This is a genomic window from Bacillus sp. 5w2, from assembly GCF_054353775.1.
In genome coordinates, this window is record NZ_JBTIWT010000006.1 from 88,551 (window position 1) to 108,238 (window position 19,688).

Consider the following 19,688-nt stretch of genomic DNA (forward strand, 5'->3'; position numbering starts at 1 on the left):
TCATTTTGCCCATAAAAAAAAGCAAGGGGATTTCCCCTTTGCTTTTTCATTTCTATTCCATTAAGATACTTCTTCTTTCTTATCTTTTCCGTATTCATGCTCCCAGAAATCAGCATTTTTAATTCCTAATGGCCCTGGATCGAATACTGGATCTTTTCCTTCTTTTTTCTGCTTTTCATAATCCTTTAATGCAACTAATGCAGGTTTTTGTAATAATAAAATCGCAATGATATTTACCCATGCCATAATTCCTACACCGATATCACCTAAAGCCCAAGCTGTTGCTGCTGTTTTTATACAGCCGTAGAATACAGCTCCTAAAAATACAAATTTTAGTACCATAGACAGCCAAGGACGGTCTTTATCACGATTTAAGTACGCGATATTCGTTTCTGCAATGTAGTAATACGCCATAATTGTTGTAAATGCAAAGAATAGTAACGAGATTGCAACGAAACCGTTTCCAAATCCAGGGAAAACAGATTCTACCGCTGCCTGTGTATATCCCGGTCCTGGCTGAGCACCATTTAATTTATTTACGATAAAGCTTTTTCCGCTTGCATCAAATACGTTATACATGCCTGTAATAATCATCATAAATGCTGTTGCTGAACAAACAAATAATGTATCAATGTAAACGGAAAATGCTTGTACTAAACCTTGTTTAGCTGGATGTGATACTTCCGCAGCAGCTGCTGCATGTGGTCCAGTTCCTTGCCCTGCTTCATTGGAATAAATACCACGTTTTACTCCCCAAGAAATTGCTAAACCGATAATACCACCGAAAGCCGCTTCTAATGCAAAAGCACTCCTTATAATTAGCATAAATGCTTCTGGCAACTTTTCAATATTCATAGCAACAATAACGCAAGCTACTAAAATATAACCAACTGCCATAAACGGTACGACAACTTGTGCAACGTTAACGATTCGCTTTACGCCACCGAAGATGATAATAGCTAATACAACAACTAATAAAGCCCCTGATACGGTAGTGTTAATTCCAAAAGCTGTTTCTAAACTTACGGCAATACTATTTGCTTGCACACCTGGCAATAAAAGCCCCGTTGCAATAATTGTCGCTGCAACGAATACTAATGCATACCATTTCACACCTAAACCTTTTTCAATGTAATAAGCAGGTCCACCACGAAACTGTCCTTGATGTTTCGTTTTATATATTTGCGCGAGTGTTGATTCCACATAAGCTGATCCTGCTCCTAAAAAGGCTACTGCCCACATCCAAAATACAGCTCCTGGTCCACCGAATGCAACCGCTGTTGCTACCCCAGCTATATTCCCTGTCCCAACGCGTCCTGATAACGAAAGTGCTAACGCTTGGAATGAAGAAACACCAGCCTCTGATTTTTCTCCTTGAAATGTCAGCTTCACCATTTCTCCTACATGCCTTACTTGTAAAAACCTCGTTCGAATGGAAAAATATAACCCTACTCCTAAACATAAATAAACAAGTGCTGGACTCCAAACAATATTATTTATCCAATTTACGATAGCTTCCAATATTCCCCCTCCTTCTTTATAAAGAATATTCTGAATATATATAAAATTATAAGTGTATACCGAATCTATAACAATATTATTTTAATAAAACAAACATATTTTTGTATAAAAAAACAAAGTATATATTTATTTTATATACTTTGTTTTGAACAAAATGTATTATATATTCACAATTGCTTCTTTGCTTATAATTCTTTCATATAATTCTTCCGATAATTTCCGGAAGTTATCTGGCATATCTTTCCCCTTAAACTTCTTTTGAAGTGTACCGTATAAACCAACATCACGTAGACGTAAGAACAATGGTAACGATTCATACCAACTATCCGCTAGTCTGTGCTCATACTCATAGCCTTTTCGTAACACTTGTAGCTGTTTACGAGCAAAATTTGTCTTCTCTTCCGCTGTCCACGGTGTAAATAGAACAGAGTAATAGAGAACCATCGCTAAATCATGTATAAAGTAATTATAAGCCGCATCATCAAAATCAAAGATTGTTAGCTCTTTACCATCATAATGAAAATTACCTGGATGGATATCACCGTGCATAAGGCCGAACGTTTCTCTTTCAATGGGAAGAGCCTTTATTTCATCCATTAATACTGCTGCAACCTTTTTCACTTGATCATCTTCTAATTCATTAACAATTCCACTTTCATCTTCTTCCCACGTATCACGATAGTCTGTTGTAGGATAGTTCATTGTTAGGCGATGCAGTTGGCCAATCGCCTTTCCCCATGCTTCAAAGTAAGCATCTCCCCAATAAGGCGATCCTTCCCCTTTTACTTGCTCACCTTTTGCATATGTAAATAAAGAAGCGAAAAAGAAAGTTTCATCCTCTGCTCTAATTTCTTCTACAAGATTTTGAGACGCTGAATAAAGAGGCCCTGCTACCTTTGCCCCATTCTCCGCAACATATCGTAAAAAATCTAATTCAGCTTCGACTTCTTTTTTTGAACGATGAGAAGAATGGGTTAAACGCAATACGTAATCTTCACCACGATCACCCTTCGCCTTAAAAATATAATTTTCAAAATCTCCAAGCGGCTTCTCTTCCACTGTTACATAAAATGCCTTTGCTGCTCTTGCTAAAATCTCTTTTGTAAAAACTCGTTCTACAGCTATTTCCATATATATCCCTCCTATATATCTTCTTAATTCGACATAAATGTTAAAAGTACTGCTATGAAATTGAATAGTGCGTGGGCAATCATAGCTGATAAAATAGAATTTGTTTTCTCATATAACCATGCAAATACTACCCCACTCAAAAAGTTCACCGGTAATGTGTTATATGTGGGAATATGGACAACGGTAAATATGACAGAACTTATAAACATACCGCCCCACATGCCATACCTATCACGAAAAAATGTATAAAAAACACCTCGATATAAAATCTCTTCATAGATCGGTGATATAATGGCCGCTCCAATTACCGCGATACAGAATGAATATATTGATTTATCATTTTGGACCGCCTCCGTCTTACTGTTTTCAAAGGAAATACCCATTTTCTCCATTATCACTAATACAGCAACACTAGCTACAAGTAAGAAAATAACCGCTCCAACTGTCCATAAAAGATTTTTCCATGAAAGCTTCCTAATTCCAATATCTTTCCACGAGAGTTTATACCTTTTTATACAAAAAAGATAAACTACAGTAGTAAATATCACTGCCATTATAAATCCCATTAATACCCCAGCATATAATGAGTTACCTATTATTTTTAAAGCATAGTCATAAAAAAGAGATTCAACAGTTACTGGAACAATAATAAATACAAACATAAATAAATATAAGATTTCTTTCCATCCCCACATATACCTCAAAGTCATCTATACCATCCCCTATATCCTATTTTCTATAGTATAAAAGATGACGTAACGTAACTTTCAAGCTTATTTTTCTAAACAGCCCAAGCATAATTTTCTCACAAAAAGAAAAAGGTTGATTCACTAAATCAACCTTTACACTATTAAAAGTTCTATTCATTAATTCTTCATCAATTGATTCTCGTATATAACATTTATTTTTATTTCTCTTCACCTTTTGTCTGCATTGAATTGAAAGTCCAATTTAATTTTAATGAATCTCCTTGAAATACATTTTGCTCTTCATCGTTATCTACAAATGTGAACATTACATAAAAAGTATCATCATCACCAGGAGCAAGTCCATTTCCTTCTCGATCTACAACACCTTTTTGTACAAGATTAGGAATACTTCCGTTTTGCGTAGCTACCTTTAATTCAGATAATGTAGTAGACCAAATTGGAACTTGATTTTTATCCAAATTCCACAAGAAATCAACTCGGATATGATCACCAAAATCAGCATTTCCATTATCTCCTTTTGCATCGATTACACTGTAATCTGTCAGGAGTTTCACATCTCCTATTGCTAAGGTTCCTTTGTTAATTAATTGAAAACCGCGCTCCATTTCATCACCTGGTTTCAGATTGTCGACATTAATAACAACTTCAGGATTCACACTCAAATCTAAAGTACCCGCTGCAAACGTGTTTTGTGATACTTCCTTATCACTAAAATACGCATATGTTCCCCCACCAATTAAAGATAAGCCCAGCGCTGCAGTTATGACACCCATACCAAGTTTTTTCTTCATACCCATTTCACAAGTCCCCCTATTTTTAAAGTTCAAACTACAAACCTTATTTCCATCCCACAAACAATAATCATTAAGCAACTACCTTGTCCCATAACGAAAGAAAACTAACTTTAAACTAGTTACTTCTTGTGCCCAAACAACTATTACTTTTAAAATGACCGGTAATATTACCATGAATCATTACCGGTCATTCGTTAGCCAATCTCATTTCATTTACTATTCATTGCCTGATTACTTTATTTACCCTAGAAGTTTGTCCACTTATTTTTTGGGTTCTAAACCGATAGATCGTAAGATTTTATCTAACGTCACTGGCCCTACATTTTCTTTCGGTTTCTGATTTCCTTTGGCATCTAGACCCTTTTTCAAGAAGTTTTTCTCAATAAAACGAATATCCGTTTCATCTACAACACCATCTTGATTTATATCTCCATCTTTTACAGATACTTTTCCTTTTCCATATGACAGAGCTGCTATTCTAGCATCTTGAATATCCACCATTTTATCGCCGTTTACATCACCTGCAAGGTTATCATCCATGTCAGCTCTAAAGTTTTGTCCCACTAATTCTCCATCCTGCATTTTCCCTATTTTTGTTGTTAATTTACTATTTAAATGACCTGGCATTTCTACGAAGATATCATATTCTTTATCGCTTACTGGAACACTATGAATCTCAAATTGCCCATTTTCATTAATCGTTCCTGTATATTTCTTTCCATCCTTGCCAACTGCGTACACTTTTGCTCCTAGTTTTGTATAGTCTTTCTTACCTAAATACCCCTCTTCATTTAAGAAAGCTTCCGGACCAATATAACCTGTAACCGTTGAATGTTTCGAAACAATAGCAAAAGATTTATCTTTAAACACAGGAATCTCAGTGCCTTCTGATGCACCAGCTTTTGTATAAGAGAACTTATCTGCTGCAAATGCAGTTAAATCATTAAAGTATTCATCGCTCGTCATCTCGAATGTAACATCTAAAAATGGTGTGTCTCCATCTAATCCTTTAAATTCTTTTCCTTCCAATGACGCGCCAACTTTCACCTTGTTTTCCCAAGCTCCTTCTTCACTTACCTTCGGATCTTCTAATTTAAGGTTCAGTCCATGTTGTTTTACATATTCCGTAAGTGCTGGATTTGGTTTCACATCTGTAAATTTAAAGAACTGCTTGTAATAAGGAATTTCAAATGTACCTGACATAAGCTGTTTTACATTATTGAGATTCAAAGTTAAAGTAATTTTCTCTCCTAATTTGATTTTATCTTTGTCATAACTTGGAACAGCGTATTCTGTCCCTTCTTTTACAAAGACATAATCTTTATATCCAGTTGCCATATTCCCTGCAGTGGCAAGGTCATATCCAAATAATTTTAAATTTAACGGCTCATTTATTTCCTCTGGAAGTACTCCAAATTTAAAATCACCATTTGCTTGAATTGTATTTAACCAACCTGATGGGAAGGCTGAGTTTTGATAATATACGATTTGATTCGCTTTTTGATCATACTGCAAGCCTTTTGCCTTTAATGTATCTACTGTAGAATCATAAATATTACCATGCACCCATAATGCACGTTGGCCGTCTTCTTCTTTAAACATGGAATCATTGACTTCGTGTATACCAGGTTGTACATCCTTAAATTTCATTTCAGGTATTACATTATCAATGATAATGCTATCGCCTTTTGTATACGATTTTCCTTCTTTATCATATCCAACGAAGTCCAATTCGTAATCTCCATCAGGCAACATAACAGTTTTATCCCCAATTGGGTGAGCTGGATCCCCTGTGAATGGAAATACATACCCTCCCATACCAGAAAACATCATATATTCAACATTCGGTGTTAGACTACTTGCATTAAGTGTACCAACGACTCCTAATGCCTTCCCTGTCTTTCGGTCCTTCACAACTGCATCAATAGTTTCAAGAGGGCTATTTAATTTAAATGCCAACGGCGAACTTGGTCTTTCCATAAATGGATGGAATTTAGATGTATCTGTTGCCATTGCATCTCTCAGTAAATCTACAGACGCAATCCCTTTTTCTGTGAATTTAACTGCAAATGGTACTTGATATACTTCTTTTTCATTGTTTTTATTTGAAATATGAATATATCCCTCATATCTACCAAATTCAGCGTTTTCTGGAATGATAATTTCAGGGCTAATTTCCTCTGATGTACCAGGAGCTACTTTAATAGAATCTGGTACGTTTAGCTTCACACCATTCTTTGCTGCATCTTGTACCCCTACACTTGTAGGTGAAAATTCTACCTCTAATTTAAATTCTTTCCCATCTGTTTTACTGCTGTTCTTAATTGAGACTTTTCGACTATCTTTAATAGGCCCATTTTCAATTTGATTTTTATACCCAAACGCAATAGAACCTGTTTTTTCTTCAATTTCTACTTCTTCATCATCTACAACATTTGATGTTTTATCGATAACCTCGATAGATGTATCTGCATGAACTGCACGATATGCATCAATTCGTCCTGAGCCCACCTCAAATACAGAACGCTCTTCTTTTAGGTCAACTGCGGTATTCATAAGTGCTTCTTTTACTTCAAATGGACTATAGTTTGGATGTTCTTGTAAAATAAGTGCCGCTACTCCTGCAGTATGAGGAGTTGCCATAGATGTACCTGACATACGTCCATACGCTACCGGATAATTTTCTCCATCTTTTGGATCATTAATATATTCAGGAACAGTTGAGAAAATAGACACACCTGGTGCTACAATATCCGGCTTAATATCATCTGTCTTAGTTGCAGGACCACGGGAGCTGAAATCAGCTAAGTGATCTCCCTCTGTTTTTATATTACTAAGTTCTCCAAATGCTAACGACACATCTCCATGTACAGCTTTTGCTTGCAATTTCTCACCATCTACTTTTGTTAAGCGGAACGATGGAATAGATGAAGTACTTTCCCCAAGATAACTTGTAATTTCTCCATCTACATTGTTGTATACAATTACCGCCTTTGCGCCTGCTTCCTTAGCATTTTTAATTTTTTCATCAAATGTAAGCTCACCGCGTTGAATAAGAGCTAACTTTCCTTTTACATCTTTCCCTGTAAAATCATCTGTTTTCCCAAGCCCTGCATATACAACCGATAAGGATTGCCCTTTCAAATCTTCAATCTTATCAGTAAAGCCTTTTCCAAGTAGCATCATTTTATCTACATGTACATCACCTGCATCGGCGGAAAACGTTGGGATAGTCATTGCAGCGTCACTTGCTCCAACTGTAATTGGAAGTGCTGCTGCACTAGGTGATCCAATGGTACCTTCTCCCGGACCACTATTACCTGCTGCTACTACTGTAACAACACCAGCTAACATCGCATTGTTCACTGCGACAGAGGTAGGATATAAAGGATCATTAATAGATGCTCCTAGTGATAAATTGATAACATCCATATCGTCTTTCACTGCTTTATCAATTGCAGCAAGAATACCGCTTGTTTGTCCACTTCCATATGGACCTAATACGCGATATGAATATAAATCTACATCTGGAGCAACGCCCTTCACTGCATAATCCACACTATTCTGTTTGTCTGCAGCAATTGTCCCAGCTACATGCGTACCATGGGATGTATAATATGCACTTCCATCATAAATCTCAGGATATCCCCCAGAATTTTGCCAATCCTTATACGTTGTCTCCATTGGATCAGCATCATTATTAACAAAGTCCCATCCTTTTATTGAGTTTGGATCTATTTTGCTTGGATCCTCACCTTGTTTTGCACGATATCCTTTATATGCATCTTTCAAATCCGGGTGGTTGTAATCAATACCGGTGTCCAGTACACCTACCTTAATTCCTTTACCTGTTATTTTTTCATCGTGCAGCTTGTCCACACCAATTTGTGGTACACTATCTGCCATTTTTGGTTCAACAGCAGTCTTAGCTGTGTCTTTCGGTAAATCAATTTTAACCTCATGATCTTCCCATACGCGCTTAACGATACCAGTACGAACTAAGTCTTCAATCATATTCGCTGGTAAAGAAATCGCTACACCATTAAAAGCATTCTTATATTCTCTTGTTATTTTTGCAGATTTTAAATTTGTCCCTTTCTCTTTATTCTTTTGAAGCTGTTCAAGCTCTGCTTTAAATCCTTTATGTGATGCCTCTACCTTTTGTTCCGCATTTGAAAGAGCTACCTTTTTCCCTTTAGCCGCTTGTTTTAATACCTCAATTTTGCTAGGTGCTTGCTTAAATTCTATAATCACATTCACATTATTAGGACTTGCTGTATTGATACCTGGCGAAATAACAAAACCTGGTTTAGTATCTAACGTTTTTAAGGCATTACGTTGTTCCTTTGTAAGGCCTTTTAAGATAGCATTTGCATCATCAATTCCAGTTAAAGTAGACGTATTTACCTCTTCCGCTAATACGTTATATGGAATTCCTTGAGACAATAACATTCCAACTGTTAACGTTCCAATAAGAATCTTTCCAAATTTCCCTCGTTTCATATTGCATCTCCCCATTATTAATATTATTTTTTGAAACAAATTGATTCTTACATTCCTACTTAGCATTGGAAACTCTATCAATCTTAATCTTTTGTATCATGAAAGATTTCCAACACTACTACCATCCCCATGCCTCATATAGCTACTCACTCACTTTACTCTTTCTATAGGAGCCCCCCATCATGTATTTTCAACAAAAGATTTTCATGAAATGAATTATTAATAGGATTAAAATGTAATTCTATTTTTATTGTTACACATTTTGATTATTCCGAAAATTAACCAAAAGGAGTATCTTTTCTCTAAGGATTCTATGCCTACATAGTACAAAAGAACTATCTTGTCCTTTATTCTTTGTGATACAGAATAAAGCAACACGATAGTTCTTTGATAGATTTCTTATTTAATCTAGCGGAACCAATTGATTTCGAACTGCATAAATCACTGCTTGCGATCGACTTTTCACATTTAGTTTTTTAAAAATTTTATTGATGTGAATTTTAACTGTTTTATCACTAATATATAGAACTTCAGCAATTTCTTTATTACTAAGCCCTTTTACTAATTCAAAAAGAATTTCCTTTTCACGTTCCGTCAGTTCATTTTCATTTGATTCTACTTTCATTTTTTGCTGATGATATGTAATCAATTTTTTAGTCATACGTGGATGAATAACTGAATCGCCTCGATATAACATTCGAATTGCTGCTACTACCTGCTCCGATGATGAATCCTTCAATAAATAACCATCAGCACCGGCCTGAAGTGCATCCATTAAATACTCATCATGCTCATACATTGTAAACACAAGTACTCGGCAATTCGGATATTTTTTTTTCACTAACTCTGTAGCTTCAATTCCATTTTTCCCTGGAAGATTAATATCCATCAAAATACAATCTGGTCCGCATTCTTCGAATTTCCCCAATACTTCATCCCCAGAGCTAGCTTCTCCAACCACTTTCATATCAGATTCATCCTCTAGTATGCTCCGAATTGCGTCCCGTAAAAAAGCATGATCATCTACTACTAATATTTTAATCATTTTACGCACCCCTTGTTTGTGAATCTGGAATTAACAGTGTAATTTCTGTCCCTTTTCCTACAGAACTATCAATCTGTAAAGTAGCCCCTAGTTGGTCAGCTTGTTCATTCATATGTAATATACCATAATGTGGCTCATTCTTCGTTTTAACCATAGACTCAAATAGTGAAAAGCCAACTCCATTATCCTTAACCCTTAAAAGCACGTGTTCACTTTGATAGCTGAGTAAAACATCAGTCTTTTCTGCTTGTGCATGTTTTACGATGTTTTGCAAACTCTCTTGTAATGTATCAAAAATAACTCTTTCTTTTGAAAAACTAAGCGCACGTGCATGACCTCTTTCATGATATGTAATATCTAGTTCATATTCTTGTTTTAAAGATTTTATTTTACTTGCTATCGCCTGCTTAAGCCCTAATTGTTGTGTCGGATATGGTTTTAAAGCATAAATAGAATAGCGAACTTCTCCTAGGCTCCCTCTTAAATCTTTTATACTTTTCTCTACTACTTGCTGCATATCTATTGGTTTATCACGGTATTTTTTCTGCGCGGATTCTAGCTGGAATATCACCCCAGCTAATGTTTGTGCAATACCATCGTGAATTTCTCGTGCGATTCTATTTCTTTCTTCTAAGATCATTCTTTTTTCCTGCTCAGAAATCAATATCCTTGTTTTAACAACGTTAGCTAATTGGTTAGAAAATGTAGCTAACGACTGTACATCTTCCGGAAAGAAACCCGCATTTCTACTTTTCCCTGCAACAAACATTCCGACTAATTCACCATTTACTATAAGAGGAAAATATACAAGTGAGCGTATAACACTATCAAATATTTCATCTCCAGGAGCTGTACCAATTTTCCAATCATTAAATACAAGATTTTTAGAAAGTTCCTCAAAAGCCCTGAACTTTTCTGAATCATCAGATATATCAGAGCGCACTTTCCCATCTTTTAATAGAATATTCCAGTTCCCATCATCTTTTGTCCATATTACATATGCTTGTATGCCAAAAAAACCTTTAAGTGCTTGTTTAATATGTTTCAAGTTTCCTCCGGTTAATCCTCGACTAATTTCGGTCGTAATAAGAAATAACTCATATAATCGTTCTTTCTCCATCCTTATCCGTACAGAAAAAGAACTAATAACGGAAGTTGCTACAAGTGGAAAAAAGAAAAACAGTACTGTAATCTCGTTTACCTCCACACTATATGTACCAATTAATACGTGCATCAGTGCCGCATAAGAGAAACCAAAAGTTTCGCAAAGAAATACCGTTACAGTTTTTTTATACCACTGATAGATTGAATATGGCTGCGGAAGGAGTATCATTAACAAATCGTAAAAACGATTGTTGAAAAAACCAAAAAACACGCAAAATAATAACAAAGATATTAAATTTCCATACAGAACTGATATATCTATCTCGTTAATTAATAAGGACATACATTTGTTTGAAAACCATTCGGCCAAGATCAAACTAAGTGCATGCTGAGTACTATTAAATAACATTCTTTGTATCGGTGAACGACGATGCAGGTGAATAATTAGCGTTATGAGTACAATAGCAACAATAGTTATATGAATTCCAAACTGCCAACTCATAGCATAAATGATCGGAAAGGTAAGCGAGCTAGTCCCTCTCCAAAATCTTACAGGAAAATACTCTGCAATCCCCATAAATAGTAACAACAATATTAGTATTGTTGGATGAGAAGGGATTTTAATTTCAAGTAAAGATATAGTTATAGTAACCAAACCAAGTAAAGAAATAAAATAAAGATAAGTACTAGCAATCTTTTCTCTCATAAAGATAGAATTTACCTCCTTCAAAACAACCCCTTCTTTCTTTATAAAACTTCATTTTCTCTATTATCCAATAAAAAACCGGCACTGGCAAAATGGAAGAACCTCCACTAGCCAATCACCGGCTGTGTACTGTACCTAAAAAGGCAAGACACAATACTAGTATTATAAATCGCTTTTCTTAAATTTCCTATTCATCGAATGATGTAATTATGCATACCGCTAGGTTTACCCCCTTATAGTACAAAAGATATATATTAATATCGCAAATATATACGTTCTTTCCATCCCCCCTACTTTTCTAAATAATCCAAGCATAATTTCCTCAAAAAAAACAAAAATTAACAGAAATAATTTCAATGTAAAGGAGATGGAAAGTATGGCCGAACAGAAGAGCTCACAACAAGATAATAACAAAAAGCATATGTTCCCATCACTTCCGGAGAACATTAATTACATTGAAAATAAACTTTCTCATTCTGATGATATAAAAAAATTAGATCTCCCTTTTCAAAATGGAAAAGGAACAATCTTATATATCGAATCTTTAGCCGACCCAAATTTAATTCATCAATTAGCTCTTGAGCCTTTATTAACTCGGTCAGATTTGTCTTTAGATAAAGCTTTTGCCACATTAAATATGAAAAAAGAAACAAATTTAAATTATGGTGTGCAGCTTTTATTACAAGGTAAATCTTTATATTTTCATGAACACGTCGACAGTTTTTGTATTTTCGAAACAGCTCTATCTTTAAAGAGAGATATAACAGAACCTGATAATGAAGGGATTGTCCGTGGACCGCATACTGGTTTAGTAGAAGATTTAGCAACCAATTTAGCTTCTATTCGTAAACTCATAAAAAGTCCACATGTCGTCGTTAAATATTTCACACTCGGTGAAGAAATGCATACGAAAGTGGCCATTGCTTATATGCAAAACATAGCTAATGACGATCTAGTTACAGAAGTAAAAAGAAGGTTAGAAACGATTAAGACAGATGCACTTATGCCTCCAGGATATATACAAGAATTTATAGAGGATACGTCTTTCTCACCCTTTCCGCAACAATTAAATACAGAGCGTCCAGATAGAGTCGCAGCAAATTTAATGGAAGGACGAGTTGCTATTTTATCTGATGGAGATCCAACTGCACTTATCGTTCCTGTTACGTTATTTGCTTTCTATCAATCACCAGATGATTATAATAACCGCTGGATTGTCGGTTCTTTCATCCGAATGATTCGCTTAGTCAGTTTCTTGATTGCCTTTCTCTTGCCCGCTATATATATCGCAACAGTTGCTTTTCATCCTGATGTGTTGCCGCTCGAACTTGTTTATACGATTAAAGCTTCATTAGAAAAAGTGCCACTTCCTCCTATTTTTGAAGCTCTCTTAATGGAATTAATCTTTGAATTATTACGGGAAGCTGGTATTCGCTTGCCAAGCCGAGTTGGACAAACAATCGGTATTGTAGGTGGTTTAGTAATTGGTGATGCAATTGTAAAAGCCGGTCTCGTTTCTTATACAATGATTATCGTTGTAGCTTTAACTGCAATCTCATCTTTTCTTGTTCCATCAAATGATATGAGTTCCGCAGTTCGGATTCTTCGTTTTCCGTTAATGCTCCTTGCTGCCATATTCGGTTATGTAGGAATATCATTCGGTCTCATTATAACTTTCGTTCATTTATGCCAGTTACATTCATTTCATACCCCATATCTTTCTCCTGTCGCTCCGATGCGGATAAAAGATATGAAAGACTCTTTTGTACGACTACCAATTTGGTCGTTTTGGGAACGACCACATGATTCAAAACCGAAAAAAATGCAACGACAACATGTAACGAGAGAGGATGAGAACGGTGACAAACACGCAAAGTAAAATTTCACTTGTTCAATTTACCTTTTTCGTTATTCAATGCCAAATCGGAGTTGGTATACTTTCTCTACCAAACCGTCTTCACCCAATAGCGAAAGGTGGCGGATGGATTTCTGCTCTCATCGCTGGTCTTGCAATTCAACTTATTATTTTACTTATGTGGCTTTTCTTAAAACGATTTCCTGATGCAGATATGTATGAAAGTATTTGTATACTATTTGGGAATAAGTTTGGAAAACTATTAGGTTTTGCTTATGTTTTTTATTTTACCCTTATCGGTATGACGGTTATGTTAAATGCTTGTAATGTCATTAAAGTTTGGATATTACAAGCAACTCCTTGGTATGCCACCCTCATGCTATTTACAATAGCTTGTTGTTACATAGCTTATAATACGTTCAAAGTCATCGTACGGTTTTACGTCATGGCTTCTATTCTCATTTTACCAATGACTCTTTTAATTGCCCTAGGGCTTACACGAGCTGATTTTTCTTACATTTTTCCAATTACAGAAGCCGGATGGTGGAATATTATTCAAGCATCAAAAGAAACCATTACAGCTATGTATGGTTTTGAGATTATTCTTATCGCTTTCCCAAAAGTAAACGGGAGTTCTGTGGCAAAACTGAAAGCAATTTCTATCGCTAATGGATTTGTAACTCTTTTTTATACTTTTACTGTTTGGATTTGCTTTATCGTATTTAGCCCAAAACAAGTTGAGCTTATTCCAGAGCCAGTTGCTTACTTATTACGCTCCTTACATATCGGGATTATAGACCGAACTGATTTACTATTCATACCAATATGGATGATAACAGTTGTCGCTTCTATTGCTAGTTATTATTATGCTGCTTCAATCGGAATTGGACATATATTCAACCTCGCTAATTATAAAAAAGCTGTTCCAATCGTTGGTATTATTGCCTTTAGCGTAGCCCTATTTATAGATACACCTGAAGAATTAAAAGTAATTGCAACTTTCACTGATAAGTTCACCTATATTTTCATCGTTGTCCTCCCTCTTTTATTTCTACTTTATTCAGTAATAAGAAAGAAGAAAGGAGAACAGTATGTTCAAAAAAAGAGTTAAATTACTTTTTATATTATGTACTAGTTCCCTCCTTTCTGGCTGTTGGGATCAAGAACCATTAAGAGAAGCAAGATTAGCTTATAGTATTGGATATGATATTACAGAAGAGAATAAACTTCAGCAAACACTTGAAATCGTAAAAAGTTCCAGTAGCGAGCAGTCTTCGTTTGCGAATGAAGTACATTCTGCAATCGGACTTAACATAAGGGATTCAAGCGATGCCCTAAAAAAAAATGTAACTGGAAACATTCGATATTTTAAATATGGCGTTCAATTATTAGGAACAAAAATTCAAAAAAAAGGTATACTTCCCTATTTAGATGTCAGCTTTCGGGACCCAACAAATCCAACTGCTTTAGTAAAACTTATTTCAGTAGATGGTGACACATCCGAGATACTCAAAAAAAAGAAAGTAGGGAATTTACTGATTGGAGATTTCCTAAAGAAGAAAGTGAGAAGCTTAGAAGATATGAGTGTGTTTCCAAAAGAAACTTTAGAAACAGCTGCTACAAAAATGTTAGATCCGGGTAAAGATTTCACCCTTCCTTCTATAAAAATAAAAGGAACAGAGGTTATTACAAATGGATTAGCTTTATTTAATAAAGACAAATTAACTGGACATCTCCCCCTGAAACAAGCTGTTTTATTCGTGTTATTAACCGGAAAAATGGGAACAAGTGCCCGTATAACCCAAAAACTTACTAGCGATGAATCAGAGAAGACATCTGATTATTTAACAATGGAAGTTAGTAATCGAAAGTTAAAACGAGACTTACAAATAACGACAGATAAAAAAGGAAATGTATATGCTCACATTAAGCTTCAACTAAAAGTTATAGCCCTTGAGGCTCCAAGAGATAATATTTACAAAATGGAAGAAAGGAAAAAATTAAACGAAAAATTATCTAAACAACTTACAAAAGAAGCAAAACAAATAACGAACAGGTTACAAAAAGCAAATTGTGATGCTTTCGGTATCGGCAGACACCTTATCGCATATCATCCTGAGTTATGGAAGAAAAAAAATTGGAATAAAGATTATGCAAAAGTAAAATTCAAACCTGAAGTAGAAGTAAACATTTTGTATAGTGGTGTCTTAAAATAAAAGGTTGTATGCCACGCGGGCATACAACCTTTTTATTTCGTATATCGATAGACAATTGATTCATATGGTCTTAAGTTCAGTTTTGTAATATCCTTGCTGAAATCTTTATAATTCGACAGTAGTATTTCTTGTTTCATTCCACCTAATGGAACATGAGCTGGTACAGCATACGTTATTTCTTCTCCGTAGAAGTTATTGATAACAAGTAGTACTTCATTCTCTACAGTACGTGTATATGCCCAAATCTTAGGATGATTTCCATCTAAAATAGCATATTCCCCTTCTGTAATTACATCATACGTTTTTCTAAGTTCTATTAACTTTTTATAATGATAAAATACAGACTCTTTATCTTCTAATGCCTTCTCTACGTTTATTTCTGTAAAGTTTTCAGCCACTGAAATCCAAGGTGTACTTGTTGTAAAACCACTGTTCACCTTTTCATTCCACTGCATCGGAGTACGAGAGTTGTCACGAGATTTTTGTTTTAAAATCCCTATAATCTCTTCTTTTGATAATCCTTCTTCTCGCTTTATATCGTATATATTTAACGATTCCACATCGCGATATTGCTCAATGGACTCGAATTTAGGATTCGTCATACCGATTTCTTCGCCTTGATAAATGTAAGGAGTTCCTTGCAACATATGCATAGCAGTCGCTAACATTTTCGCAGATTCATTTCGGTACTTTCTATCATCACCAAAGCGTGACACTATGCGAGGTTGGTCATGATTACACCAGAATAACGCATTCCATCCTCGACCCTTTTGCATTTCAATTTGCCAATTAGACATAATCTCTTTTAATTTAATGAAATCAAAATTAGCTTGCGTCCACTTATCTCCATTCGGATAATCTACTTTTAAATGATGGAAACTAAACGTCATACTTAATTCATTACGCTCAGGGTTTGAATATTTGATACAATTATCAATTGTCGTAGATGACATTTCTCCAACTGTAATTACATCTTTCCCTTCAAAAACATTTCGGTTCATCTCTTGTAAATATTCATGAACGCGCGGGCCATCTGTATAATATTTACGCCCATCACTTGTCGCCGTACTTCCGTCATCATTTAAGAACTGTTGATCTTTTGAAATTAAATTAATAACATCTAATCGGAATCCAGTTACCCCTTTATCAAGCCAAAAACGCATCATATCATATACTTCTTCACGAAGTTTTTCATTTTCCCAATTTAAATCAGCTTGTGTTTCATCAAATAAATGTAAATAATATTGCTCTGTCTTCTCATCATATTTCCAAGCAGACCCGCCAAACTTAGATTGCCAATTATTTTTTTCATCACGCCAAATATAGTAATTACGATATGGACTATTTTTATCTTCCTTCGCTTCTTTAAACCACTTATGCTCCGTCGAACTATGATTGACAACGATATCAAGCATAATTTCAATATTACGTGCCTTTGCTTCTTCTAAAAGCTCTTCAAACTCTTCCATCGTTCCGTAAGATGGATCAATGCTGTAGTAATCACTTACATCGTATCCATTATCATTTTGTGGTGATTGGTATATCGGTGTTAACCAAATATAATCTACTCCGAGTTCTTTTAAGTAATCTAGTTTCTCTGTAACCCCTTTTATATCACCGGTTTCTTTATTGTAATAGCTATTAAAGCTCTTCGGATAAATTTGATAAACTACACTTTTATGCCAATCCTTCATGTTTAACTTCCTCCTACTTCTGTTTTACTCGTTTTGCAAATAACCATGTTAACGTAAATGGGATTACAACTGCGATAATCATTCCTACAATAAATATTGGAATCGATTTCGGAATGATAGAAATAAATGCTGGTAATCCACCAATTCCGATAGCAGGTGCTAATACACCATTTAACGTAATGAATATCGCTGCCACAGCCGATCCTATAATCGCTGCATAGAACGGGAATTTATTTCGTAAGTTTACACCAAACATAGCTGGCTCTGTAATACCGAAATATGCTGAAATTGCTGATGTCGATGCCATACTTTTATCATTTTGATTTTTAGAAATCCAGAACATCGCAAGTGCCGCACTACCTTGCGCAATGTTAGAAAGAGCAATCATTGGCCAAATGAATGTACCACCGTGCTGTGCAATTAATTGTAAGTCAATTGCAATAAACATATGATGCATACCTGTAATTACGAGCGGTGCATATAATGCTCCAAACAATACCGCTCCAACTACTGGTACTGTTTCATATATACCTACTAATCCAACTGTTAATAAATCTCCAATATGACGTGTAACCGGACCAATAATCCCTAATGCTAACACACCTGTTACGACAATCGTTGTAATTGGTACAACTAATAATTGAATTGCATTTGGCACATGTTTCTTTAAGAAAATTTCCACTTTACTTAATACAAATGCTGCTACTAAAACCGGTAAGATTTGACCTTGATACCCTACCTTTTCAATTTGAAATAATCCTAAAATATCGAAGTACTCAATCTTTTGTCCCTCTAAACCAGTCGCGGCTTTTCCATAATCCCACGCGTTTAATAAGGCCGGATGAACAAGCATTAATCCCATAACGATCCCTAATATCGGACTACCACCAAAACGCTTCGTTGCTGACCAACCGACAAGTGCTGGTAAGAATACGAATGCTGTATTCGCCATCATATTAATTAAATCCCAAAGCCCACCTAAGTTTGGATACACATCTAATAAATTTTTACCTTCAAAAAATAAGTCCTTTGCCCCTAATAGATTATTAATCCCCATTAGTAAACCAGCTGTTACGATCGCTGGTAATATCGGCATAAATACATCTGAAAATACTTTTACAAACTTTTGAGCTGGATTTAACTTTTGGTTTCCAGAGTCTTTCACGTCAGCTACTGTCGCTTCCTTCATACCTGCAAGCGTTATCAATTCAGCGTATACACGATCTACGTCCCCAGGGCCAATTACAACTTGAAATATCCCAGCGTTATGAAACGCTCCTTTCACTAATGAAACAGACTGTAATTTATCATTATCTATTTTACTTTCATCTTTTAAAGCGATACGGAGCCTCGTTACACAGTGCGCAGCTTGTTCAATATTGTCTTTCCCACCAATATACTGCAACACTTCCTCTGCTGTTTTACGATAGTCTTTCCCCATATTCCCGTCCCTCTTTTCTTTATTTGATACCGTTTACAATTACATATTAACTCGTATATATAAGTTAGTCAACACTCGTATATACGAGTTTGTGATTTTTTTATAAAAAAAGAGATGAAACGTTATTTCGTTCCATCTCCTTATTTTCTCCGCGCCACATCCGAAAAATGAAAAATATCTAAGCGGTGGCGTGATTCTGTATATTCGAACTGACTTCCATCATAGAAATGCGTAAAGTTTTTCACAACAACAACATAGTCTGTTCCATTTAAATCTAAATACTTTCTATCGTCCTCTGTACATGGCTGCACTTCAATTACCCTTTGTGAGTAACTAATATGAAGCCCTAGTTCTTTCTCAATGTATTTATAAATGGACTCCGCTGCAATTTCACTCGTTAATCCAGGAATATATTCCGATACAAAATGATTGATATCCAAAATTACTTTTTCTCCATCAATATTTCGTACGCGCTTAATATGATCTATTTCTGTTTTCTCTTTCACATTTAATAGCTTTGCAACCTCTTTTGTCGCTTTTACTTTCTCTATTTCCACGACTTTTGTAATACAATGGCGTCCTAAACGTTCATTTTCTTCTTGGAAACTTACAATACCACCAAAGTTGAATTCAATGTTTTTTCGCTTTAAAACAAAAACACCTTTTCCATGTATTTTTTGAACATATCCACGCTCTTGCAATAAATCTACTGCTTTTCTGACCGTACCTCGACTTGCTTCATATTGCTTCATTAATTCTGTTTCTGATGGGATTTTGCACCCCTCTTTTAATTGTTTATTATCAATAGACTTACTGATTTCTGTATAAATTTGTTCATACTTACTCATCATCTACAATAGCCCCTTGTCACCTTCTAATTCTATATGTATTATACCATGCTACACTCTTCTGCCAATCTCTCACTTATTTTCCAGTATAGGAAAAATACAGGTAAATATTTAATCTCT

General features: G+C 35.3%; 13 protein-coding genes. 3 read left to right on the forward strand and 10 right to left on the reverse strand.

Features of this window, described 5'->3' with window-relative positions; translation table 11 throughout:
- Positions 1–60: 60 nt before the first annotated feature.
- The 7 genes from ACXY7N_RS13520 to ACXY7N_RS13550 form a co-directional block, all read right to left on the reverse strand.
- Positions 61–1,521 (reverse strand): alanine/glycine:cation symporter family protein, encoded by a 1,461-nt coding sequence (locus ACXY7N_RS13520; protein ID WP_088083224.1) that lies wholly within the window; start codon positions 1,519–1,521, stop codon positions 61–63.
- A gap of 159 nt (positions 1,522–1,680) precedes the next feature.
- On the reverse strand, positions 1,681–2,652 hold the full coding sequence (locus ACXY7N_RS13525) for a phosphotransferase enzyme family protein (RefSeq protein WP_098800034.1): 972 nt from the start codon (positions 2,650–2,652) through the stop codon (positions 1,681–1,683).
- A 23-nt stretch (positions 2,653–2,675) separates the two neighbouring features.
- Positions 2,676–3,362 (reverse strand): CPBP family intramembrane glutamic endopeptidase, encoded by a 687-nt coding sequence (locus ACXY7N_RS13530; protein WP_098986094.1) that lies wholly within the window; start codon positions 3,360–3,362, stop codon positions 2,676–2,678.
- A 197-nt stretch (positions 3,363–3,559) separates the two neighbouring features.
- Positions 3,560–4,159, reverse strand: a complete 600-nt coding sequence (locus ACXY7N_RS13535; RefSeq protein WP_098986095.1) for a TasA family protein — start codon at positions 4,157–4,159, stop codon at positions 3,560–3,562.
- Positions 4,160–4,417: 258 nt separating this feature from the next.
- A complete protein-coding gene (locus ACXY7N_RS13540; protein WP_488592437.1) occupies positions 4,418–8,659 on the reverse strand; it encodes a S8 family serine peptidase in 4,242 nt (1,413 codons plus the stop codon).
- A gap of 403 nt (positions 8,660–9,062) precedes the next feature.
- Positions 9,063–9,704: a response regulator gene (locus tag ACXY7N_RS13545; RefSeq protein WP_016089324.1), complete on the reverse strand. Its 642-nt coding sequence runs from the start codon at positions 9,702–9,704 to the stop codon at positions 9,063–9,065.
- A 1-nt stretch (position 9,705) separates the two neighbouring features.
- The gene (locus tag ACXY7N_RS13550; protein WP_098485845.1) at positions 9,706–11,538 is read right to left on the reverse strand and encodes a GAF domain-containing sensor histidine kinase; all 1,833 of its coding nucleotides are present in this window, start codon (positions 11,536–11,538) and stop codon (positions 9,706–9,708) included.
- A gap of 352 nt (positions 11,539–11,890) precedes the next feature.
- On the opposite strand from ACXY7N_RS13550, the gene gerKA reads away from it, so the two are divergent.
- The 3 genes from gerKA to ACXY7N_RS13565 are packed head-to-tail and all read left to right on the forward strand — an operon-like array spanning position 11,891 to position 15,585.
- Positions 11,891–13,393 carry a spore germination protein GerKA gene (gene gerKA / locus ACXY7N_RS13555; protein WP_098485846.1) on the forward strand — a complete coding sequence of 501 codons (1,503 nt, stop codon included), beginning with the start codon at positions 11,891–11,893 and terminating at the stop codon, positions 13,391–13,393.
- Positions 13,374–14,480, forward strand: a complete 1,107-nt coding sequence (locus ACXY7N_RS13560) for a GerAB/ArcD/ProY family transporter (RefSeq protein WP_016089327.1) — start codon at positions 13,374–13,376, stop codon at positions 14,478–14,480. Before gerKA ends, ACXY7N_RS13560 begins: the two co-directional genes overlap by 20 nt.
- Positions 14,461–15,585 (forward strand): Ger(x)C family spore germination protein, encoded by a 1,125-nt coding sequence (locus ACXY7N_RS13565; protein ID WP_016089328.1) that lies wholly within the window; start codon positions 14,461–14,463, stop codon positions 15,583–15,585. The genes ACXY7N_RS13560 and ACXY7N_RS13565 overlap by 20 nt, the downstream gene beginning before the upstream one ends.
- 32 nt (positions 15,586–15,617) lie before the next feature.
- Here the strand turns inward: ACXY7N_RS13565 and treC are convergent, their stop codons facing one another.
- The 3 genes from treC to treR all read right to left on the reverse strand — a co-directional run bounded on the left by treC (position 15,618) and on the right by treR (position 19,571).
- Positions 15,618–17,279: an alpha,alpha-phosphotrehalase gene (treC, locus tag ACXY7N_RS13570; RefSeq protein ID WP_016089329.1), complete on the reverse strand. Its 1,662-nt coding sequence runs from the start codon at positions 17,277–17,279 to the stop codon at positions 15,618–15,620.
- 13 nt (positions 17,280–17,292) lie between these two features.
- Positions 17,293–18,720 (reverse strand): PTS system trehalose-specific EIIBC component, encoded by a 1,428-nt coding sequence (gene treP, locus ACXY7N_RS13575; RefSeq protein WP_016089330.1) that lies wholly within the window; start codon positions 18,718–18,720, stop codon positions 17,293–17,295.
- 140 nt (positions 18,721–18,860) lie between these two features.
- The gene (gene treR, locus ACXY7N_RS13580) at positions 18,861–19,571 is read right to left on the reverse strand and encodes a trehalose operon repressor (protein WP_000987247.1); all 711 of its coding nucleotides are present in this window, start codon (positions 19,569–19,571) and stop codon (positions 18,861–18,863) included.
- Positions 19,572–19,688: the final 117 nt, after the last annotated feature.